The 19,411-nt window shown below is 58.9% G+C and carries 21 protein-coding genes; 8 read left to right on the top strand and 13 right to left on the bottom strand.

The genetic code is table 11. The features are described from left to right. Nucleotides 1-21: 21 nt before the first annotated feature. The gene (locus ACR0CR_RS11085; protein ID WP_480598964.1) at nucleotides 22-1,599 is read left to right on the top strand and encodes a gamma-glutamyltransferase family protein; all 1,578 of its coding nucleotides are present in this window, start codon (nucleotides 22-24) and stop codon (nucleotides 1,597-1,599) included. Nucleotides 1,600-1,634: 35 nt separating this feature from the next. Here the strand turns inward: ACR0CR_RS11085 and hspQ are convergent, their stop codons facing one another. Further along, on the bottom strand, nucleotides 1,635-1,961 hold the full coding sequence (gene hspQ / locus ACR0CR_RS11080) for a heat shock protein HspQ (RefSeq protein ID WP_170656249.1): 327 nt from the start codon (nucleotides 1,959-1,961) through the stop codon (nucleotides 1,635-1,637). An 80-nt stretch (nucleotides 1,962-2,041) separates the two neighbouring features. On the opposite strand from hspQ, the gene ACR0CR_RS11075 reads away from it, so the two are divergent. Continuing rightward, nucleotides 2,042-2,923, top strand: a complete 882-nt coding sequence (locus tag ACR0CR_RS11075) for an AEC family transporter (protein ID WP_480598962.1) — start codon at nucleotides 2,042-2,044, stop codon at nucleotides 2,921-2,923. A gap of 60 nt (nucleotides 2,924-2,983) precedes the next feature. Next, nucleotides 2,984-3,565 (top strand): transglycosylase SLT domain-containing protein, encoded by a 582-nt coding sequence (locus tag ACR0CR_RS11070; protein ID WP_480598960.1) that lies wholly within the window; start codon nucleotides 2,984-2,986, stop codon nucleotides 3,563-3,565. Between the two features lie 12 nt (nucleotides 3,566-3,577). On the opposite strand, the gene ACR0CR_RS11065 is transcribed toward ACR0CR_RS11070, so the two are convergent. The 4 genes from ACR0CR_RS11065 to ACR0CR_RS11050 all read right to left on the bottom strand — a co-directional run bounded on the left by ACR0CR_RS11065 (nucleotide 3,578) and on the right by ACR0CR_RS11050 (nucleotide 9,725). Further along, nucleotides 3,578-4,174: a LolA family protein gene (locus ACR0CR_RS11065; RefSeq protein WP_480598958.1), complete on the bottom strand. Its 597-nt coding sequence runs from the start codon at nucleotides 4,172-4,174 to the stop codon at nucleotides 3,578-3,580. A 39-nt stretch (nucleotides 4,175-4,213) separates the two neighbouring features. Beyond that, a complete protein-coding gene (locus ACR0CR_RS11060; RefSeq protein ID WP_480598956.1) occupies nucleotides 4,214-7,093 on the bottom strand; it encodes a DNA translocase FtsK in 2,880 nt (959 codons plus the stop codon). 14 nt (nucleotides 7,094-7,107) lie between these two features. Then, nucleotides 7,108-8,289 carry an aminotransferase class I/II-fold pyridoxal phosphate-dependent enzyme gene (locus tag ACR0CR_RS11055; RefSeq protein WP_480598954.1) on the bottom strand — a complete coding sequence of 394 codons (1,182 nt, stop codon included), beginning with the start codon at nucleotides 8,287-8,289 and terminating at the stop codon, nucleotides 7,108-7,110. A gap of 107 nt (nucleotides 8,290-8,396) precedes the next feature. Beyond that, the gene (locus tag ACR0CR_RS11050) at nucleotides 8,397-9,725 is read right to left on the bottom strand and encodes an amidase (protein ID WP_480598952.1); all 1,329 of its coding nucleotides are present in this window, start codon (nucleotides 9,723-9,725) and stop codon (nucleotides 8,397-8,399) included. A 53-nt stretch (nucleotides 9,726-9,778) separates the two neighbouring features. Between ACR0CR_RS11050 and ACR0CR_RS11045 the strand changes: the two genes are divergently transcribed. Beyond that, a complete protein-coding gene (locus ACR0CR_RS11045) occupies nucleotides 9,779-11,041 on the top strand; it encodes an FAD-dependent monooxygenase (RefSeq protein ID WP_480598950.1) in 1,263 nt (420 codons plus the stop codon). A 72-nt stretch (nucleotides 11,042-11,113) separates the two neighbouring features. On the opposite strand, the gene ACR0CR_RS11040 is transcribed toward ACR0CR_RS11045, so the two are convergent. The 5 genes from ACR0CR_RS11040 to ACR0CR_RS11020 all read right to left on the bottom strand — a co-directional run bounded on the left by ACR0CR_RS11040 (nucleotide 11,114) and on the right by ACR0CR_RS11020 (nucleotide 14,208). Beyond that, complete coding sequence (locus ACR0CR_RS11040) at nucleotides 11,114-11,293, bottom strand: Trm112 family protein (protein WP_480598948.1); 180 nt, start codon at nucleotides 11,291-11,293, stop codon at nucleotides 11,114-11,116. Continuing rightward, nucleotides 11,290-11,931: an LON peptidase substrate-binding domain-containing protein gene (locus tag ACR0CR_RS11035; RefSeq protein ID WP_480598946.1), complete on the bottom strand. Its 642-nt coding sequence runs from the start codon at nucleotides 11,929-11,931 to the stop codon at nucleotides 11,290-11,292. Before ACR0CR_RS11035 ends, ACR0CR_RS11040 begins: the two co-directional genes overlap by 4 nt. A 27-nt stretch (nucleotides 11,932-11,958) precedes the next feature. Further along, nucleotides 11,959-12,876: a thioredoxin gene (gene trxA, locus ACR0CR_RS11030; RefSeq protein WP_480598944.1), complete on the bottom strand. Its 918-nt coding sequence runs from the start codon at nucleotides 12,874-12,876 to the stop codon at nucleotides 11,959-11,961. Between the two features lie 76 nt (nucleotides 12,877-12,952). Further along, nucleotides 12,953-13,741: an exodeoxyribonuclease III gene (locus ACR0CR_RS11025; RefSeq protein ID WP_480598942.1), complete on the bottom strand. Its 789-nt coding sequence runs from the start codon at nucleotides 13,739-13,741 to the stop codon at nucleotides 12,953-12,955. A 74-nt stretch (nucleotides 13,742-13,815) separates the two neighbouring features. After that, entirely contained in the window at nucleotides 13,816-14,208 is a 393-nt protein-coding gene (locus ACR0CR_RS11020; RefSeq protein WP_480598940.1) for a GFA family protein, read from the bottom strand. A gap of 39 nt (nucleotides 14,209-14,247) precedes the next feature. Here ACR0CR_RS11020 and ACR0CR_RS11015 point away from each other — a divergent pair, with 39 nt between their 5' ends. Next, nucleotides 14,248-14,382 carry a hypothetical protein gene (locus ACR0CR_RS11015; RefSeq protein ID WP_480598938.1) on the top strand — a complete coding sequence of 45 codons (135 nt, stop codon included), beginning with the start codon at nucleotides 14,248-14,250 and terminating at the stop codon, nucleotides 14,380-14,382. A gap of 51 nt (nucleotides 14,383-14,433) precedes the next feature. Here the strand turns inward: ACR0CR_RS11015 and ACR0CR_RS11010 are convergent, their stop codons facing one another. Beyond that, nucleotides 14,434-15,120 carry a response regulator transcription factor gene (locus ACR0CR_RS11010; RefSeq protein ID WP_480598936.1) on the bottom strand — a complete coding sequence of 229 codons (687 nt, stop codon included), beginning with the start codon at nucleotides 15,118-15,120 and terminating at the stop codon, nucleotides 14,434-14,436. Nucleotides 15,121-15,281: 161 nt separating this feature from the next. Here ACR0CR_RS11010 and ribA point away from each other — a divergent pair, with 161 nt between their 5' ends. Together ribA and ACR0CR_RS11000 are read left to right on the top strand one after the other, a co-directional pair. Continuing rightward, on the top strand, nucleotides 15,282-16,376 hold the full coding sequence (ribA, locus tag ACR0CR_RS11005) for a GTP cyclohydrolase II (protein WP_480598934.1): 1,095 nt from the start codon (nucleotides 15,282-15,284) through the stop codon (nucleotides 16,374-16,376). After that, nucleotides 16,373-16,873, top strand: coding sequence for a L,D-transpeptidase family protein (locus ACR0CR_RS11000; RefSeq protein ID WP_480598932.1), 501 nt, complete (start codon nucleotides 16,373-16,375; stop codon nucleotides 16,871-16,873). The genes ribA and ACR0CR_RS11000 overlap by 4 nt, the downstream gene beginning before the upstream one ends. Here the strand turns inward: ACR0CR_RS11000 and ACR0CR_RS10995 are convergent. Together ACR0CR_RS10995 and ACR0CR_RS10990 are read right to left on the bottom strand one after the other, a co-directional pair. Then, nucleotides 16,857-17,516, bottom strand: a complete 660-nt coding sequence (locus ACR0CR_RS10995; protein WP_480598930.1) for a YggS family pyridoxal phosphate-dependent enzyme — start codon at nucleotides 17,514-17,516, stop codon at nucleotides 16,857-16,859. The two genes, ACR0CR_RS11000 and ACR0CR_RS10995, sit on opposite strands and share 17 nt — an antisense overlap. A gap of 102 nt (nucleotides 17,517-17,618) precedes the next feature. Then, the gene (locus tag ACR0CR_RS10990; RefSeq protein WP_480599124.1) at nucleotides 17,619-18,644 is read right to left on the bottom strand and encodes a porin; all 1,026 of its coding nucleotides are present in this window, start codon (nucleotides 18,642-18,644) and stop codon (nucleotides 17,619-17,621) included. 280 nt (nucleotides 18,645-18,924) lie between these two features. Between ACR0CR_RS10990 and ACR0CR_RS10985 the strand changes: the two genes are divergently transcribed. Continuing rightward, nucleotides 18,925-19,407 carry a DUF3576 domain-containing protein gene (locus tag ACR0CR_RS10985; RefSeq protein ID WP_480598928.1) on the top strand — a complete coding sequence of 161 codons (483 nt, stop codon included), beginning with the start codon at nucleotides 18,925-18,927 and terminating at the stop codon, nucleotides 19,405-19,407. The last annotated feature ends 4 nt before the right edge of the window (nucleotides 19,408-19,411 follow it).

The following is a 19,411-nucleotide window of genomic DNA, read 5'->3' as shown; positions in this document are numbered from 1 at the left end:
TGTTGAGCAGAAGGAAGCATCATGCGCGACTTGCATAAACCCGGCCGATCCGAAGTCCTGACGACGGAAGGAATGTGCGCAACGTCGCACCCGCTGGCCGCCAAAACCGCATTGGATATTCTGCAGCAGGGCGGCAACGCTATGGATGCCGCAATCGCCGGTGCCGTTTTGCTGGGCATTTGCGAACCTCAGATGACCGGCCTTGGCGGCGACTGCTTTGTCCTGTTCAACCGGGCCGGAGAGGATGAGGTCCAGGCGCTGAACGGTTCGGGCCGGGCGCCTGCGGCGACCGACGCCGAGGCCTTGCGCGCAAACGGATTGCACGCCATTCCAGTCAACAGCCCAGATGCGGTTACTATACCAGGTGCGGTGGATGCGTTTTGCCATCTTGCGCAGACCGAAGGCACATTGGGGATGGACGCGATCCTTCAGCCTGCGATCCACTATGCCGAAGCCGGAGTGCCCGTCGCACCCCGCGTGGCGTTCGATTGGGCGAGTGGCGCGCGGACCCTGCAGGGCGCGGCGCGCAGGCACTATCTGCAGAATAACCGCGCGCTGGAAACCGGACAGATCTTTCGGGCTCCGGGGCAAGCCGAAGTTTTGCGGCGGATTGCGAAGGATGGGCGCGACGCGTTTTATTCCGGAGAAGTTGCCGAAGACATGATCTCGGTTCTGACCAATATGGGCGGCAGGCATACGGCACAGGATTTTGTCGACACGAAGTGCGATGCAACCAGCCCGGTGATTGGGACCTATGGCGACCCGGAATTGCTTGAACATCCGCCGAATGGACAAGGCGCGACTGCCATTCTATTGCTGAACATGCTGCGCCAGTTTGACATCTCGGCAATGGACCCATGGGGTGCAGAGCGGGCGCATATCGAGGCTGAAGCCACCAAGCTGGCCTATGATGCGCGCAATCGTTTTATCGCTGATCCCGATCATTCCGCCCAGACGGAACAATTCCTGGCCCCTGAAATGGCCCGTAGCCTTGCCAAGCTGATTGATCCAAACCGTGCCATGCCTGCTGCGGCTCCATTAACCGAAGCTGTACACAAGGACACAGTGTATATCACAGTCGTTGACCGCGACCGGATGGCGGTTTCGCTAATCTACTCGATATTTCACGGTTTTGGGTCGGGAATAGCGTCTGAGAAGTTCGGAATCCTGCTCCAGAATCGCGGCGCTGGCTTCACGTTAGAGGCCGGTCACCCCAATGAGCTGGGCCCCCGCAAGCGGCCCATGCATACGATCATCCCGGGAATGCTCAGGAAGAATGGTCGCGTTTTGATGCCGTTCGGCGTGATGGGTGGTGCCTATCAACCGACTGGCCACGCCCGGTTCGTCTCAAACATCGTCGATTTCGGGATGGACCTGCAAGAGAATCTGAACGCGCCGCGAGCTTTTGCGGATGGCGGTGTACTGAAAATCGAGCGCGGGTATTCCGCCGAGGTGCGTCAACAATTGGCCGACTTAGGCCATACTTTGGAAACTCCGGAAACACCCTTAGGCGGAGCGCAAGCGATCCGGATACTCGACACTGGGGTATTGGAGGGCGCAAGCGATCCCAGAAAAGACGGTTGCGCGCTCGGATATTGACCGACAACGCGGGACTTATCCGGATCGAACGAAATTCAGTTCAATTGGAAGTGCAGAGGGTATGACCCATCCTGAAACGGACCGAACATGTTGGGGATATCCGGATGGTCTACCGGCTCACCCGACTGGTCCTCGATCAGATTTTGTTCTGAAACATAAGCAACATAGAAGGATTGGTCGTTCTCTGCCAGAAGGTGATAGAACGGCTGATCCTTAATCGGGCGGCTGTCTTCCGGAATGGCCTGATACCATTCCTCGGAATTTGCGAATTCCGGATCCACGTCAAAAATCACCCCTCGAAAGGGATGTTTTTTATGACGGACCACCTGGCCCAGGCGGTACTTGGCTTGCGTCTTTAACATTGTTTCGGCCCCCAAAGCATTTACTACATCGTTTCGGGCCAAAAAGCCAATCATTGCGCAAGAAATCGGGGAAACAGTCTGTGAACCTAATACTGACAGTGTTCGAAATCGTGGCGCCAGTTTTTCTGCTGGCTGGCATCGGGTTTTTGTGGGTAAAGCTCGGATTTGAATACAGATTGCAATTCGTTACCCGACTTGGGGTGACACTGGCCGTTCCCAGCCTTATCTTTGTCGCGCTGATGCAAACCGACATTCCCGGCGGCGATTTGACGCTGTTCACGTTGGCGGCGATCGCTGGGCACGTGATACTGGCAGGTCTGTTCTGGATATACGTCCGAGTGACTGGACTGGAGCAGCGAACCTATCTGTCCCCTTTGATCTTTGGCAACACGGGAAACTTAGGACTGCCGCTTTGTATATTTGCCTTCGGTCAGGCCGGTTTGGGTTATGCGGTCATATTTCTGGCCGTTACGGCGTTGTTTTCGTTCACCTATGGCATCTATTTGGTCGCTGGCCGGGGGGCGTTCGGCAAAGTGCTGCGCGAACCAATGGTCTGGGCAACCCTTCTGGGCGCGCTGTTCTTATGGCGCGGGTGGGAAACACCGGTCTTCTTGACCAATACGCTCGACCTGTTGGGTCAGATGGCCGTTCCGCTGATGCTAATCACTGTCGGGGTCGCAATTGCGCGTCTGACAACCCAGAAGCTGCAACAGGCCTTAGGGTTGTCTCTGCTGAAACTATTGGTCTGCTTTGGGCTGGGTTGGTGCTTGGCGATACTGTTTGGCCTCGATTCAGTGGCATTTGGTGTTCTGGTCGTTCAAATGTGCGCGCCGGTCGCCGTGACCTCGTATCTGCTGGCCGAACGCTATGATGCGGACGGGGACGCGGTCGCCGGGCTTGTGATGGTCTCGACGCTGCTGTCAGTGGCCGCGATGCCGTTAATTCTAGCTATTATTCTGTAACGATTGTGATTTCCTCAGAGCTCAATCTGCGCTAGAATGCCGAAAAAAGGCACGAGGCACATGAGCAGAATTCTTTTCGTACTCTTCGGGGTGCTGCTTTTGGCATCCTGTGGCGGTGGCTCAAAGCAACCACCGAGCAGACTGAATGACGCGTGCAGCATTGCGCGCGAACGGCCAGACTATATCAAAGCGTTTAAAAGCACCGAACGGAAATGGGGCGTCCCCGTTCACGTTCAGATGGCGACCATCTATCAGGAAAGCCGCTATCGCCACGATGCACGCACCCCGCACAAATACGTTTTGGGCGTGATCCCCATGGGCCGTCAAAGCAGCGCCTACGGGTTCAGCCAAGCCCTGGATGGTACGTGGGAGGAGTATCAGCGCGACACCGGCAAACGCCGCGCCAAGCGGGATCGCATTCGCGACGCGTCGGACTTCATCGGCTGGTACATGAACAAAACCTATGAGCGTAACGGCATCCACCCCGCCGACACGCGCAACCAGTATCTGGCCTATCACGAAGGTCACACCGGTTTTGCACGCGGCAGTCACAATCGGAAGTCCTGGTTGTTGAATGTGGCCAATGACGTGGATGCCCGCGCGCAGCTGTATCAGGCGCAATTGGCGAATTGCCGCTACTAAGCTGGTTTCGGGTCAGCGATTGTCTGACCCGAGCCGCGTTCTCGTGGAAAACACATTCGAGTCCACGCGGTCTCCTTCAACCAGCGGTCCAAGCAGGACCGTGGTTTGACCCCCTGCGTTGTCATGGATCACCCATTTGCGCAGCTCCACCGGATCATCGGTGAACAGCAGCTCGATCCGGCCACTCTCGGGGTTTTTCGGATCTTGCGCCGTTACTACTGTTGCGGTGCCGTCAAACTCGTGCCCCACGACCATATTCGCCTGCCCCAGGTTGACGTTTCGGGCCAGAACCAATGACAAGGGTGTGCGGTTCAGCGGGTATTGCTCGGGCGGTTGGTTCGATTTCGGGTCGAAAATCTGAACGGTCCCGGCCCGCGCCAGAACAACGGCGCTGTTGGGCGGATCATACTCAAACCGCATCTTACCCGGCCGTTCGAGCCACAGCTTCCCCGTGCTCAGCGAGCCATCATCATTGACCTGCGTAAACGTTGTCTGAACCGTTGTCATCTGGTTCAGGTAATTCGAGATTTGCGACAAGGGCAGTTTTTCCGCCGCCCATGCGGCAGGCGCGGCCAGTGTCAAAGCAAGGGCAAAAGCAATCTGTTTCATGGGACCCAGATAAGCGTTCTGCCCTTGTTATTAAATATCCTATTGCTCGGGAACGAGGATTTCGCGTTTTCCGACATGATTTGCCGCCGAAACAACGCCTTCATCCTCCATCTGCTCAACAAGCCGCGCAGCCTTGTTGTAGCCAATGGCAAGTTTCCGCTGGATATACGAGGTCGAGCATTTGCGATCCTTGATCACGATCGCCACCGCCTGATCATAAAGGGCGTCCTCTCCGTTCGTATTGCCGCCCGTGTTCAAGCCCAGAACCGCATCAATATTGTCAGCCTTGTCTTCTGCGGGACCTTCCAGAACGGTGCCAACATACTCCGGCGGGCCGAACTGTTTCAGGTGGTTGACGATTTCCTCGACCTCTTCATCCGAGACGAACGGGCCGTGGCAGCGGGTGATTTTGGCGCCGCCCGCCATATAGAGCATGTCGCCCTGCCCCAGCAGTTGCTCAGCGCCCATCTCGCCCAAAATGGTGCGGCTGTCGACTTTTGAGGTCACTTGGAACGAGATCCGGGTCGGGAAGTTCGCCTTGATCGTCCCGGTGATGACATCAACCGAAGGCCGCTGCGTCGCCATGATCAGGTGAATACCCGAGGCCCGCGCCATCTGTGCCAGACGCTGGATACAAGCCTCGATCTCTTTGCCAGCGACCATCATTAAGTCGGCCATCTCATCGACGATGACGACGATATAGGGCATTGCTTCGGGGGCGAATTCCTCGGTCTCGAACATCGGTTCGCCGGTTTCATCGTCAAAGCCCGTCTGGACGGTGCGGCTGAACATCTCACCCTTGGCCAGCGCATCCTTCACGCGACCGTTGTAGCCGGCTATGTTTCGCACGCCCATTTTGGACATCTTGCGATAGCGATCCTCCATCTCGCCCACGACCCATTTCAAAGCCACAACAGCCTTTTTCGGATCGGTCACAACAGGTGAAAGCAGATGCGGGATACCGTCATAGACGCTGAGTTCCAGCATCTTGGGGTCGATCATGATCAGGCGGCATTCATCCGGCGTCAGCTTATAGAGCAGCGACAGGATCATCGTGTTGATCGCCACCGATTTGCCCGAACCAGTGGTACCCGCGATCAGCAGGTGAGGCATCTTGGCCAGGTTCGCCACAACGGATTCGCCACCGATATCCTTACCCAAAGCCAGGGGCAGTGCGTGATTGCCATCACCGAAATCCCGGCTGGCAAGGATTTCGCGCAACACCACCATCTCACGGTTTTCGTTGGGCAGTTCGATGCCAATGACCGAACGGCCCGGCAGGGTAGATACCCGCGCGGAAAGCGCAGACATTGAGCGTGCAATGTCGTCGGCCAGACCGATCACACGACTGGCTTTCAGGCCCGGTGCAGGCTCCAATTCGTACATGGTGACCACAGGACCAGGGCGAACACTAACGATCTCACCTTTGACGCCATAGTCATCCAGCACGTTTTCCAGCATCCGTGCGTTTTCCTCTAGCGCCTCATCACTCAGGTGGTGACGCTGGATACTGGCCGGGTTGGACAGCAACCCAAGCGGAGGCAGCTCAAAGTCTGAATGCCGTTCCTCAAAGGACAAAGCAGGCTGCGCCTCAGCCTGAGCGCGGCGCGATGGCGGTGGTGTGCGGCGTACAGGCTGGGCAACGACAGGCTTGCGGGGCTCGGCGACCGGAATTTTCATCGCTGGGCGTGCCTGTTGCGCAGGCTCTGGAGTATCTTCAAAAACCGCATCATCGTAATCCGGTTCGGGCGCTAAGTTCTGATGCAAAGGCTCTTGCCAAGCGGGGTCGGACTGAGCACTTAACACTGGCTCGGGCGGCAATCCTGCGGATGTCACAGGCGGTTCCGGCGGCAATTCGCCCGTCCCCGCATTCAGGATCAGTGGATCCGGCCCCCTGCCGCGCCCTTTTGTCAGCGGAAGGCTGGGATCGGGTTCAGGCTCTATCTCACCAGCCGAAACCTTACGGTTGCGGACTGCGGCGGAAATCTTGGACTTGATGCGATCCTCGCCTGGCATCTCGTCGAATCCTGTGACTGGCTCGCGGTCGATCAGCTCAGGTTCGGGCATCGGGTCCGGGCGGCGGATCAGATCCGGAATACGCGACAGCAAGCCGGATTTGGCGGGCTCATCAACTTCCTCTGGCTCTTCCTCAAAAACCGGGTCTGCATAGGCGAGCGCGTCATCGAGTGCGGGTTCGATACGCGCGGCCTTGCGGTCTTCCCATCTTGTACGACGGTCTCGTGCAGCCTGCGCGGTGGCAACAGCGCCGCGACCCAGCAGGTTCATCAACATGTCGTAGGACACCACCAGTCCCAAAAGAAAAGCGCGCACCCCTTTGCGAACATCCTGCTTCGTGAAGCCCAGCACAAAGACACCAAGGGCCAACATTCCCACGGCCATGGCCAGCGACATCAGCTTGACCATGAAGTGTGACGAAATCGGCAGCAGCGTCAGCAATGCGCCCATGACCGTGTCGCCGAACAGCCCACCTAGACCAAAGCTGTGGGTTGTCCGCCACGCTTCACCCGGCACCAACGTCGCTGCGTAGACCGAGACAATGGCAATCCAGATCGGCGCGAAGATCAGGCGGGCAATCGCGCGGTCTTCGCCGAAATGCCCGGCAAAGCGAACGCCCCAGCCGATCAGGACCAACGCAATGCTCCAGCTGCCCCAGCCGACGATCATGAACAAGGGTGCCGCGATCGAGGCACCAACCCGTCCCATCCAGTTCTGCACCGGCGCGTCTGTCGAAACCATCCAGTTCGGATCATCAGGCGTATAGGACCAGATCATCGCGGCGGCAGCACATCCCAACAAGATCAAAGCAAGTCCGATCAACTCCTTGCTGCGCCGTTCGATGGCGGCTTGCGTTGTGCTGTCCAGTAACGGATCGCGGTTGCGCGCGTTCAATGATGCCATTTTGCCCTCGTACCTCACGAATAGATGCAGTCGCGGAGCGTCATAAGCCCGCGCTGCAACTCTGTTTTTGGGGCCACCAAAGCGGCCCGGATAAATTGCGCGCCCGGGTTATGCCCCGGATCACCCTGAGAAAGATAAGCCCCCGGCAGGACTCGCACCCCGGTTTCCTGCCACAGCTTCAATGCGGTCTCTTCGCCGTTTTCGACCGGCAACCACAGGAAAAACCCGGCCTCAGGCGACATGTAGCCCTGCACATTGCCGAAGATCTCATCCGCGATAGCGTATTTTTCCTGATAAAGCGCACGGTTCTGGGCGACATGCGCCTCATCCGCCCAAACTTTCGCCGCCGCCACCTGCAAAGGCAGGGGCAAGGGCGCGCCCGCATAGTTGCGCAACTGCCTGACACGCTTGATCGTTTCCGGCCCACCGGCAATCAGACCCGAACGCAGCCCTGCCAAGTTCGACCGTTTCGACAGCGAGTTGAACAGAACCACCCGTTCCGGATCGGCGCCCATCTCCTGCGCGACCGTCAGGGCCCCTGTCGGGGCTTCATCTCGGTAAATTTCCGAATAGCATTCGTCAGCAAAGATGCGGAAATCGTATTTCTCGGCCAGTTGGATCAGCTCAGCCCAATAGTCGCGCGATGCGACCGCGCCCTGCGGGTTGGCGGGCGAACAGATATAGGCCGCGACCGTGCGATTCAGCACATCCTCGGGCAGGCCGGCATAGTCGGGCAGGTGGCCCGTGGCGGCGGTTGCAGGCACAAAAACCGGTTCGGCTGCGACCGAGATCGAGGCCACCATATAAACCTGATAAAACGGGTTGGGGCACAGGATAACCGGCTTCTGGCCATTCTTCTGCTCGGGGCAGAGCGCCATAGCCGCGTTGTAAAGCCCCTCACGCGTGCCGTTCAGGGCCATCACGTTGGTGTCGGGGTCCATCGCGACGCCGTAACGGCGCTTGATCCAATCGGTGATCGCACCGCGCAGTTCGGGCGAACCTTCGTTGGGCGGATAGCCCTGAAATCCAGCGGCATTTTCGGTGATGACATCCGTAACCCAGGCGGGGAAATCATGCATCGGCGCGCCGATGGTCATGTGAATGACCTCTCCGCCTGGTTGGTGATGATCCAACAAGGTACGCAGACGCGGGAATGCATATTCCGGTAGGTCCGAAAACCGCTCGGGGAAATTCATAACTACTGCCTCAATATCGGGATCATACCGCCCCGTTTTCCAGCAGGTTACAGACCGCGCCGCGCTTCGTCCAGACAAAGCGGTGCCGAATCAGGGGATTGTGGCATTCAGGCCAAAGCGGCCTCGGCGGCTGAGCCCAATCGCAACAGGGTCTCTTCCGAGTTCGGATGGCCGAACATCATCACCCCGCAACCGGGCGTTCCGGTGGGCAAGGTTAAGGCGGCCAGCCCCATCAGATTGCCGATCCTCGTATTGCGCAGCGACAGCAGGTTTTCAGTGACGTAATAGTCGTGATCATTCATCAGCCGATCCAGATTCGGCGGCAGTATCGGTGCGGTTGGGGCAAGAACTGCATCAAAACCGGCGGTCGCGGCGTCCCACGCACTCCGGCAGGCTTCAAGCTTGGCCCAGGCGGCCACGTAATCCGGGCCGGAAAACCCTTTACCGATCCGAAACCGTTTGAGAATTTCCGGATACATCGCGTCCGGATTGGCCTCGATCACGTCGCGCCAGAGCCCATAGGCTTCGGTGGTATATAGCACGCCGGACAGGCCCATAGCTTCCTCAAGCTCCGGCACGTTCAAGGGCACGATCTCGGCCCCGGCATCGCGAATACGCGCCAACGCATTTTCATAGGCTTTGCCGGGTGCATCACGCAGGTCATCTTTGGCGATATTTTGCAGATCGGCAAATCTACGCCCTTTCAGGCTGGCCCCGCGCAAATCCGCAGGCGTTCCACCCTCCAGCAATGCAAGCATGTGGGCCGCATCTTCCACCGATCGTGCCAGCGGCCCCACGGTGTCAAATTTCAGACACAAGGGCACTGTGCCCTCCAGGCTGATCCGCCCGGCTGTGGTTTTCAACCCCACCAGGTTGTTCCAGGCCGACGGGATACGCACCGATCCACCCGTGTCTGAGCCGATCCCGCAAGCAGCCAACCCCCACGCGACCGAGGCCGCAGCGCCCGAGGACGAGCCACCGGGAACCGCCCCTTCGTCGTCGATGCAGGGTGGGGTTGCCGTGATTGGGTTCAAACCCAATCCAGAAAAGGCCAGTTCGCTCATATGGGTTTTGCCCAGACAAACCGTTCCCATCTCTGTAGCATTTCGCAGAACCACCGCGTCGGCTTCGGGTACGCGACCTCGCAGCAGCGCCGATCCGGCTTCGGTTACGATTCCGGCGGTGTCGAACAGGTCCTTCCAGCTGATTGGCACCCCGTCCAGCAAGGATCGGCGCAGGCCCTGATTGGCGCGGATCTGCGCTGCTTTGGCCTCGGCGCGGGCGCGATCATGGGTGACACGGGCGTAGATGCGGTCACGATGCGGGTGCGTGTCGATGGCGGACAGATAGGTCTCGGTCAGGTCCACCGGGTCGATCTGTCCCATGCCAATCCCCCGACCCAGATCACATGCGGTCATGGTCAGCCAATCCTGCATCCCTGCCCCTCCTGAAGATATGCGTTGCGGGGACGGTAGCGACAGGACCGCACATGGACAATCCCGAAAGGGCGCGCATAGTGCGGGGCATGGAACACAAACCCGATATCCTGATCGTGGGCGGCGGCCTGAACGGCCCGGCTTTGGCGCTGGCTCTGGCCCAGACGGGGCATTCCGTCACCGTGATTGACGCCTTTGCCGAGACCGTGCGCAAGAACGCTGCCTTTGACGGACGGGCCTATGCGCTGGCCTTGGCCTCGCAACGTCTGCTGGACACGATTGGTGTATGGGAGCGGGTGGCAGACAACGCTCAGCCGATGCTCGAAATCAAGGTGACCGATGGCCATGCGGGTGCAGGCCCGTCGCCGTTCTTCATGCATTTCGACCACGCCGAGATCGAAGAGGGGCCGATGGGCTTCATGGTCGAAGATCGCCACCTTCGCCGTGCCTTTCTGGACGCCATAGCCGAAGAAAAGGCGATCACCCATATCAGTGGTCGAACCGTGGTGGCGCAAGACTGCGATGCGACGAGCGTGAACCTGACGCTGGACGATGGGACAGTGTTGACCGGAGGTCTGTTGGTCGGGTGCGATGGCCGACGCAGCGGCACGGCCGCGCGCGCTGGGATCAAGCGCAGCGGTTGGGATTATGGCCAGACCGCGCTGGTTTGCGCGATTGAGCATGACCTGCCGCATCACGGTATTGCGCACCAGTTTTTCATGCCACCGGGCCCCCTTGCGATTTTGCCCCTGACCGGAAATCGCAGTTCTATCGTCTGGAGCGAGCGGAGTGAAATGGCCGCGCGCATCAACACCCTGCCCGAGGCCGATTACCTGCAGATCCTGCGCCCCAGATTTGGCGATTTTCTGGGCGACTTCCGCCTGCAGGGTGATCGCTTCACCTATCCGCTGAACCTGACCATCGCCAATTCCTTCATCGGCCCGCGTCTGGCGCTGGTCGGAGATGCGGCGCATGGAATGCATCCGATCGCCGGGCAAGGGCTCAACGCGGGCTTGCGCGACGTCGGTGCCTTGGCCGAAGTGCTGACGCTGGCCGGACGACGCGGAGAGGATTTCGGTTCTGTCCAGGTTCTGGAACGCTATCAGCAGTGGCGGCGGTTCGACACAGCTGCCTTGGCGATGGCGACGGATGTGTTCAACAAACTGTTTTCCAACGACAATCCGCTGCTACGTGTCGGGCGTGATATCGGAATGGGAATTGTCGGGTCGTTGCCGGGCTTACGGCGCGGCTTTGTCCGCGAAGCGGCCGGGTTGACCGGCGATCTGCCAAAGCTGCTGCAGGGCCGCGCGATTTAAAGCGGCTTTTTAACCATCTCCCGACCGCGCGCCGCACGCCGGGGATTGACCGTGCCGCGTTCCCGAAAACGCTCAGTCCAACTGACGCGCCTCATCCACCAGCATCACCGGTATGCCGTTGCGGATCGGAAAGGCCAGACCCGCTGCTTTAGACACCAACTCCTGTTTTTCGGCGTCATAGTGCAGGGTCGTATGCGTCTGCGGACAGATCAGCGCCTCAAGCATGTGGCGGTCAAAAGCGTGTTCGGTCATTGCATTTGTTCCTCACCCATTCCACCGCGCATGGCAAATTCGATCAATGTCACAAGCGTTTCGCGGCGCGTGCGCAAACACGGGGCCTCCAGCAAAGCCTGTTTTTCCTCGGCCTCGAAATCCAGAAGCATCGACAGTGAGTTGACCAGCAACTCATCATCCGCATCTTTCATGGTTTCCCAATCGGTTGACAGGGAACGTGAGGAAAAGAAACGCTCCAGCAGGTCGAGGAACCGGTTGCGATCAAAGGCATCGTCCGTTTCCGCCTTGCCGAGATCGCGGTCAAACCCGGTCCACGACACCGCGCAGCGCCGATAGGGTGTGAAACTGTCCAGTTCGGTGGTGACCCGGAACCGCGAAATCCCGGTCAGCGTGATCATATACCGCCCGTCCTCGGTTTCAGAAAACTGGGTGACGCGCCCGGCGCAGCCGATCTGATGCAACTTGGTCTCATCGCCCTGACAGGTATTGGGCTGCACCATGCCGATCAGGCGTTCGGGTGTCTTCAGAGAATCCTCGAACATCTGCAGATAGCGCGGCTCGAAGATATTCAGCGGCAGGCGCGCGCGTGGCAGTAGCAGCGCGCCGGGCAGGGGAAAAACGGATACCGTTTCCGGCAGATCGGCGGGGTGGAACATGTACCCGACTCTAGCTCTGTTCAGAAATTAGGCAAATATCATCGAGCTGAGTTTGCGGCGCCCGTTCAACACAATGGGATCATTGGGCTTGAGCGCATCGAAGATCGTGAACAACTGCGTCTTGGCTGCGCCGTCATTCCATTCGCGATCCCGGCGGAAAAGCTCCAGCAACTGTGCGACGGCCTCTTCCACATCGCCATTGGCATGCAACGCCTGCGCCAGATCGAACCGCGCCTGATGGTTGTCAGGCTCGGCCTCGACGGCGGCGGTCAGTTCGGCAACCGGGCCGGCATCCGCCGCTTGTTTCGCCAATTCCAATTGCGCGTGGGCCGCTTCGACCTCGGCCGATGTTGAAATCTCGGCAGGGGCACCGTTCAAAATCGCCTCGGCCTGATCCAGATCACCGGACGCGATATGCGCGCGCACCAACCCGCCATAGGCCGCCGCGTGGTTCGGGTCTTCGCCCAGAATGGCGGCAAAGGTCTGTGCGGCATCAACCGCAGCACCTTCGGCCAACATATCCTCGGCGGCCTGCACGGCCTCATCCAATTGGCCACCCGGGCTTTCGCCACCACCGGCTTCGATCACCCGGTCGACAAAAGCCTTGATCTCAGAGCCCGGAACGGCCCCCTGAAACCCGTCCACCGGCTGGCCCTTGAAAAAGGCATAGACGGTCGGGATGGATTGAATACGCATCTGCGAGGCGATCATCTGTGCCTCGTCCACGTTGATCTTGACCATCTTCACCGCACCCTTGGCGGCCGTCACGGCCTCTTCCAGCAGCGGGCCAAGCGTTTTGCACGGGCCACACCACGGGGCCCAGAAATCGACGATAATCGGGACCTCCTGCGACGCCTCGATCACATCGGCCATGAAAGTGGCCTCAGAGCCGTCCTTGATCAGGTCGGTCGCAGCGGGGCTGGCAGCAGTGTTCAGCAGGTCCATGGCATCTCGTCTCCGGTTCGAACTTGCGCCTTATATGCCGTCACACGCGGCGGAAACCAAGGGCAGAGTTGCGCAATCACAGGTCGAATGTCGCAAAAACCGGGGCGTGGTCGCTGGGTTTCTCCCATCCGCGGGCATCGCGCAGGATGCGGCTGGAATGACCCGCGTTCGAGATATCGGGTGTGGCCCAGACGTGATCCAGCCTGCGTCCCTTGTCGGCGGCATCCCAATCACGGGCGCGATAGGACCACCAGCTGTAAAGCTGACCGTCTGGGATATCCTGACGGGTGACATCGACCCAGCCACCTGCATCCTGGGTCTCGGCCAGATGTTCGACCTCAATCGGAGTATGTGAGACGACTTTGAGAAGTTGTTTGTGCGACCATACATCATCTTCGCGCGGGGCGATGTTCAGATCACCCACCAGAATGGATTTCTCGGGCTTTTCAGCATGGAACCAGTCGCGCATATCGGTCAGATAATCGAGCTTCTGTCCGAATTTCTCATTCTTTTCGCGGTCCGGAATATCGCCACCTGCCGGGACATAGAAATTCTGGATCGTCACGCCATTTTCCAGCCGTCCGGCTATGTGGCGGGCGTGGCCCAGACCGGCAAAATCCTTGTCGCCGACCTCCTCCATCGGGATGCGCGACAGGATAGCGACACCGTTGTATCCTTTTTGCCCGCGCGCGATCATGTGGGTGTAGCCCAATTCGGCAAACCCATCGGTCGGAATCTTCTCAACAGGCGATTTACATTCCTGCAAACACAACACATCAGGTCCTTCTTCCTGCAGCAATTTCAGTACGATAGGCTCGCGAAGGCGGACCGAGTTGATGTTCCAGGTGGCAAGGGTAAACGGCATGATCTGTGCTTTCTATGTCGCGGTGGGCGCACCCTAGCGCGGCGTCTGGCCGGGCGCCATCTGAAATGAAATCGTTATTGCGGGTGTCCTTCGGATTGAGGAGCGTCATCGCTGATGTCGTACCAACCCGGTTTTTCACCAACATGTTCGTGAAACTGAACTTTTAGATCAAACGGAGTGTCCAGCGCATTCGCCGCAATAGGAAAGCTGTCAGCATCCGCCAAAATCTCACCCAGCGATGTTCCGCATTTCCGGCAGAAACACCGGCCATATTTATAGGGCGCGGCAGGTTGGTGCGTCGCGACCATGTCTTGGCCTGACACCCACTGCAAATCCTCTTTTTTGACGAACACAACAGTGCTGGCCCCGGCTTTTCTGCAACGTGAACAATGACATGTACCCATGACCGTCGGCTCGCGGATCAATTGGAATTTGACCGCTCCGCACAGGCAGCTTCCATCTATCATCGCCCTTCTCCCTTATCTCGGCAATGATGAGAACATTACATGAACAAACTTCAAGGCGCAATCACCGCTGCCCTGTCGGAAATCGAGCGGCGCAAAAAAAAGCCGGGCCATCAGGCCCGGCAGTCCAACAGGGAGGTGCATGTCATGACCCGGACATGCGCGGGTTGGGAGTAACCTAAATATGTCTTCAGGGTATCACTTTGATCTGTGTCAATCCACACCGGATCAAGACACCAAGCGATATCCGCCCGATTCTGTGACCAAAAGGCGTGCATTCGACGGATCGGGTTCGATCTTCTGGCGCAGGCGATAAATGTGAGTTTCCAACGTGTGGGTCGTCACACCTGCGTTGTATCCCCAGACCTCGTGCAACAGCACGTCACGCGCAACAACGCCATCGGTCGAACGATAGAGGAACTTGAGAATGTTCGTCTCTTTCTCGGTCAGGCGGATCTTGCGGTCATCCTCGGTCATCAGCATCTTCATGGCCGGTTTGAACGTGTAGGGACCAAGCACAAAAACGGCGTCTTCGGATTGTTCGTGCTGGCGCAGCTGGGCACGGATCCGGGCCAGAAGAACCGGGAATTTGAAAGGCTTGGGCACATAGTCATTGGCACCGGCATCCAGGCCCAGGATCGTGTCGGCATCGCTGTCGTGACCGGTCAGCATCAGGATCGGGCTTTTGACACCCTGCTTGCGCATCAGGCGGCACAGCTCGCGCCCGTCCGTATCTGGCAGGCCGACGTCCAGAATGACCAGATCATAGATCGCTTCGCGCGCACGCTCCATCGCGGACGACCCGTCTGATGCTTCGAACACGTCAAAGTCTTCGGTCATCACAAGCTGCTCACTCAGCGCCTCGCGCAGATCCTCGTCGTCATCCACGAGCAGGATTTTCTTAAGCTGTGCCATATCCGGTCCTCCTAAGCCTTTTCCACCACTTGCGTGTGAAAGATGCAATCAACAAGGTTTGCTGCAATCCTCTCACGCCCTCGTGTCTGATGCGGAGGAATTGTTTCACATTTCTCAAATATCAGGCTAGGAAATGGGCCGGACGTTACAGGGTAACATGCATGAGTCTTATTCCCGACATCACCGAATTGCTGGCGCGTGCGCGTGCCGACTTGCGCATGGGCGTTCCGGTCGTGCTGACCGATGACACCGGAACCGGTGTTCTTGCTCTGGCATCAGAAACGCTCAGCCCGCAACGGCTGGCGGATTTGCGCAGCCTTGGCGGTAACCCGGTGGTGGCAATCACGGTGCGGCGGGCCGAAACACTGAAGGCGCGCGCCTATGATGGCGATCTGGCGCGTATCACCATTCCCGCAGATGCCGATCACGCCTGGGTGCAGGCCGTGGCCGATCCGTCCGACGATCTGAACGCTCCGATGAAAGGCCCGCTGGCCTCGGAACGGCAAGGCGGCGCGAACCTGCATCGTGTCGCCATCGCTTTGGCCAAATCCGCGCGGCTGCTGCCTGCGGCGGTTGTTGTGCCGGTCCCCGAAGGGCGGCAATTTGCGCTGGACCACGGCCTGACCTGTATCGATCACACACTTGCCGCACCGCATCTGACCGACCGCAGCGCCCTGCATCCCATTGTCGCGGCGCGCTTGCCGATGGAAGTGTCCGAGGCCGGGCGGCTGCATGTGTTCCGCCCCGAAGACGGAGGCGAAGAGCATTATGCGGTCGAAATCGGCCGTCCTGACCGGGACAAACCGGTTCTGGCCCGGCTGCATTCGGCCTGTTTCACCGGAGACCTGATGGGCAGCCTGAAATGTGATTGCGGCCCGCAGTTGCGCGGCGCGCTGGCGCAGATGGGGGCCGAAGGGTCGGGCGTGTTACTTTACCTTAATCAGGAAGGGCGCGGGATTGGGCTGGCCAACAAGATGCGCGCCTATTTCCTTCAGGATCAAGGGTTTGACACGGTCGAAGCCAACCATCGCCTCGGCTTTGAGGATGATGAGCGAGATTTTCGCCTTGGCTCGGACATCCTGAAATCGCTGGGCTTTAACTCGGTTCGCCTGCTGACCAACAACCCCGCCAAAATTGCGATGATGGAAAAGACGGGCATCGCCGTGACCGAGCGCGTCCCCCTCAAAGTTGGTGAAACAGCGCATAATCGCGGGTATCTGGCGACAAAAGCCGCCAAGTCAGGTCATCTGCTGTGACACCAGCCGATCTGGTCCTGACACCGCGCGGCGTCCGGTTTTGGGGCCGTGTGTTTCCTTGCGTAATCGGCAAAGGCGGCCTTAGCAACGACAAACGCGAGGGTGACGGAGCCACGCCAACCGGTGCACACCGCATAGTGGGCCTACTGTATCGCCCTGACCGAGTGGTGCGGCCCGTTCCGTGGGCGCGCGCGATTGGCCCTTGGGATTTGTGGTCGGACGATCCTGCCGACGCAGCTTACAACCAGCCGGTGCAGAGCCCCTATTGTGGCAGCCACGAGAGTTTGCGCCGCGCCGACCCACTTTATAATGTGGTATTGCTGACAGATTGGAACTGGCCCAATGCGGTGCCGGGCAAAGGATCAGCGATTTTCCTGCATCAATGGCGTCGTCCAGGCTATCCGACCGAGGGCTGCGTGGCCTTTCGGCGCGATCACCTGCACTGGATTGCGCGCCGGGTTTTGCCGGGAACGCGGCTGATTATTCCTCCGGCCTGACCCGCTCTCCGAAAATGGCCGAACCGACCCGGATATGGGTCGCGCCCAAGGCGATGGCGGTCTCAAAATCGCTGCTCATGCCCATGGACAGGCCGTCCAATCCATTGCGCGTGGCGATCTTGGCAAGCAGGGCAAAGTGCAAAGCGGGTTCTTCGTCGACCGGCGGAATGCACATCAGGCCTTTCACAGGCAGGTCAAGCGCCCGGCATTCCGTGACAAACCCATCCGCGTCGGCGGGCATGACACCGGCTTTCTGCGCTTCCTCACCGGTATTGACCTGAATGAACAGATCCGGGCACGACCCAACCTCTTGCGCCATCCGCGCCAGCGTTTTTGCCAGTTTCGGGCGGTCAACGGAATGGATCGCATCGCACAGTTCCATCGCTTGCCGCGCCTTGTTGGTTTGCAGCGGGCCGATCAGATGCAGGTCGATCCCCGAAAACCGGGATTTGAAGTCGGGCCATTTCCCGGCGGCCTCTTGCACGCGGTTTTCGCCGAAACAACGGTGACCTTGTTGCAGCACCGCCTCGACCCGCGCATTTGGCTGAACCTTGGACACAGCGATCAGCTTTACCGCGCCCGCCGCGCGGCCCGCGGCCTTTTCTGCCTTAGCAATACGGTCGGTGATGTCCTGCAGGGGCATGTCGTCTCTCATGTGATGTTTGCCGCAGGAAAACACCAAGTCGCGGCAAAAGAAAAGGGCAGGTCCGAAGACCTGCCCTTGAACCTTGTGGTTCAGATCAACTTAGAAGTTGAACTGAGCACCAAAGTCAGCGCGGACTTGGCCGTCGCCGCTACGCTTCTGGCGGCCTACACCACCGCGCAGCGATGCACCGCCGCCCAGGTCGTAGATGGCGCCGATACCGTACTGCTGGTTGTCGTCGTCTTCCGAACCGTCACCGTAAGCGAAGGTCAGAGTGGTCGCCGCACCCAGGTTGTAGGCAGCCGACAGACCGTATGCGGTACCGCTACGGTCGTCGTTGTTGACGTCATCGTCAGCAACAAACAGCGTGCCCGAGAAGTCGCCGAAGTCGGCGCCCAGAGTCAGAACAGCCAGGCTCTCTTTGTCCAGGGTGCCAACGCCGTCGGTTTCACCGTAAGCAACAGCTGCGGTGATGTTGCCGAAGGTGTAGGTCAGGCTCAGGTCCCAACGGTCCGCGTCGGTGGTGCTGGAACCAGCAGTTGCTGTGTTTGCAAGCGTGCGCTGGTCATAAGACGCGCCGAACGCGAAGTCGCCAACTGCGTACTGGAAGAACACGGCGTTTGCGCCCGAACCGGTCGAAGAGTAGCCCAGGAAGCCGTAGTCAACGCCCGAGTACTGGCCGATGAAGTTTTCCAGGCCAGGCTCGTTACCGTAGTAGTTCGCCAAGTTGTCGAACGCACCCGAAACGTTGCCCGCGTCAACACGCAGACCACCGTAGATGACCGAGAAACGCGCGCCGTTCAGACCAGCCGAACCTGCTTCGCCGTTGCCGGCGTTTTCGTCAGCCTGCATACGAACACGAGTCGAGAACTCGACACCGCCGTCGGTTTCAACGTTTGCGTCGATGTTCAGACGGAAACGCGAGACCAGGATAACGCTGTCGGTGTCAACGCCGCTTGCGGATGCGGTAACAGTCGAGTCTGTGAAGTCAGACACGGTGTCAACGGTACCGGTGCGGTCTTCCAGGTATCCAATACCAAAGCGGCCATAACCGCTGAACTTTACTTCGGCCGCTGCAACACTTGCGGTTGCAATCAGTGCGGTCGATGCGAAGAGAACTTTTTTCATCTTGTTTCCCTCGGTTTCAAACATTTTTTACTCGAAACATGTAAGGCACATGTCTCAGCACGGTCATCGTTTCGCTTGTTTTGCCCCCTTGGCGCAAGTTCGGCATAAACGCCTTGCCGTCATTCGGCTTAGATTGGTGCAAGGATGTCACAGTCATTTTTGGCGCATATCCGCCTGTTTCCTCACGCACATATGTAAAGAATAGGGTTGTTGCTGAACGGGTCCTTGTCTAGGAGTATCCCCCGACGACATACAACAAGTGACACAGGACCTGCCGACGATGCGCCTGCTGACGATTCTGGGTTTGATTTTTGCGATGGCGACCGTTTCAGCCTGCGGTCGGCCGCCGCCCGGAGATGCCAGTGCGCTCAGCTCGGATGGGGCCAATTCGGACGAGCGTGAGCTGAATGATCCGAATCGATCGACCATCTGGGACGTGTTCGGCCCCAACAACTCGGAACAGGTCACGCAGGTGAACCGGTATCTGTGGGCAGCCTCGCTGGACGTGCTGAATTTCCTGCCCGTGCAGGAGGTTGATCCGTTTACCGGCGTGATTGTAACGGGTTACGGCAGACCACCGGGCGGTGGACGGCAGTACCGGGCAACAGTTCACATCAGCGATCCGGCGCTTGAGGCGCGGTCGCTTTCTGTGTCCCTGCAAACCAACGGAGGCGCTCCCGTTAATGCCGCAACCACGCGGGCTGTCGAGGACGCGATTCTGTCCCGCGCGCGCCAGTTGCGGATTGCCGACAACAAGTTCTAGCATC

This window comes from Ruegeria sp. AM2, assembly GCF_056540685.1.
The sequence above is the reverse complement of the archived record's forward strand: the minus strand, read 5'-3'. Positions and strand labels throughout refer to the sequence as shown.

What these genes read in the sequence shown, in the direction of transcription:
- hspQ (WP_170656249.1), bottom strand. Translation starts at nt 1,961, where the DNA reads ATGTTAAAGACGCAAGCCAAGTACCGCCTGGGCCAGGTGGTCCGTCAT.
- ACR0CR_RS10985 (WP_480598928.1), top strand. Translation starts at nt 18,925, where the DNA reads ATGCGCCTGCTGACGATTCTGGGTTTGATTTTTGCGATGGCGACCGTT.
- ACR0CR_RS11015 (WP_480598938.1), top strand. Translation starts at nt 14,248, where the DNA reads ATGAACAAACTTCAAGGCGCAATCACCGCTGCCCTGTCGGAAATCGAG.
- ACR0CR_RS11010 (WP_480598936.1), bottom strand. Translation starts at nt 15,120, where the DNA reads ATGGCACAGCTTAAGAAAATCCTGCTCGTGGATGACGACGAGGATCTG.
- ACR0CR_RS10990 (WP_480599124.1), bottom strand. Translation starts at nt 18,644, where the DNA reads ATGAAAAAAGTTCTCTTCGCATCGACCGCACTGATTGCAACCGCAAGT.
- ACR0CR_RS11045 (WP_480598950.1), top strand. Translation starts at nt 9,779, where the DNA reads ATGGACAATCCCGAAAGGGCGCGCATAGTGCGGGGCATGGAACACAAA.
- ribA (WP_480598934.1), top strand. Translation starts at nt 15,282, where the DNA reads ATGAGTCTTATTCCCGACATCACCGAATTGCTGGCGCGTGCGCGTGCC.
- ACR0CR_RS11040 (WP_480598948.1), bottom strand. Translation starts at nt 11,293, where the DNA reads ATGACCGAACACGCTTTTGACCGCCACATGCTTGAGGCGCTGATCTGT.
- ACR0CR_RS11065 (WP_480598958.1), bottom strand. Translation starts at nt 4,174, where the DNA reads ATGAAACAGATTGCTTTTGCCCTTGCTTTGACACTGGCCGCGCCTGCC.
- ACR0CR_RS11060 (WP_480598956.1), bottom strand. Translation starts at nt 7,093, where the DNA reads ATGGCATCATTGAACGCGCGCAACCGCGATCCGTTACTGGACAGCACA.
- ACR0CR_RS11025 (WP_480598942.1), bottom strand. Translation starts at nt 13,741, where the DNA reads ATGCCGTTTACCCTTGCCACCTGGAACATCAACTCGGTCCGCCTTCGC.
- ACR0CR_RS11020 (WP_480598940.1), bottom strand. Translation starts at nt 14,208, where the DNA reads ATGATAGATGGAAGCTGCCTGTGCGGAGCGGTCAAATTCCAATTGATC.
- ACR0CR_RS11085 (WP_480598964.1), top strand. Translation starts at nt 22, where the DNA reads ATGCGCGACTTGCATAAACCCGGCCGATCCGAAGTCCTGACGACGGAA.
- ACR0CR_RS11055 (WP_480598954.1), bottom strand. Translation starts at nt 8,289, where the DNA reads ATGAATTTCCCCGAGCGGTTTTCGGACCTACCGGAATATGCATTCCCG.
- ACR0CR_RS11035 (WP_480598946.1), bottom strand. Translation starts at nt 11,931, where the DNA reads ATGTTCCACCCCGCCGATCTGCCGGAAACGGTATCCGTTTTTCCCCTG.
- trxA (WP_480598944.1), bottom strand. Translation starts at nt 12,876, where the DNA reads ATGGACCTGCTGAACACTGCTGCCAGCCCCGCTGCGACCGACCTGATC.
- ACR0CR_RS11050 (WP_480598952.1), bottom strand. Translation starts at nt 9,725, where the DNA reads ATGCAGGATTGGCTGACCATGACCGCATGTGATCTGGGTCGGGGGATT.
- ACR0CR_RS10995 (WP_480598930.1), bottom strand. Translation starts at nt 17,516, where the DNA reads ATGCCCCTGCAGGACATCACCGACCGTATTGCTAAGGCAGAAAAGGCC.
- ACR0CR_RS11070 (WP_480598960.1), top strand. Translation starts at nt 2,984, where the DNA reads ATGAGCAGAATTCTTTTCGTACTCTTCGGGGTGCTGCTTTTGGCATCC.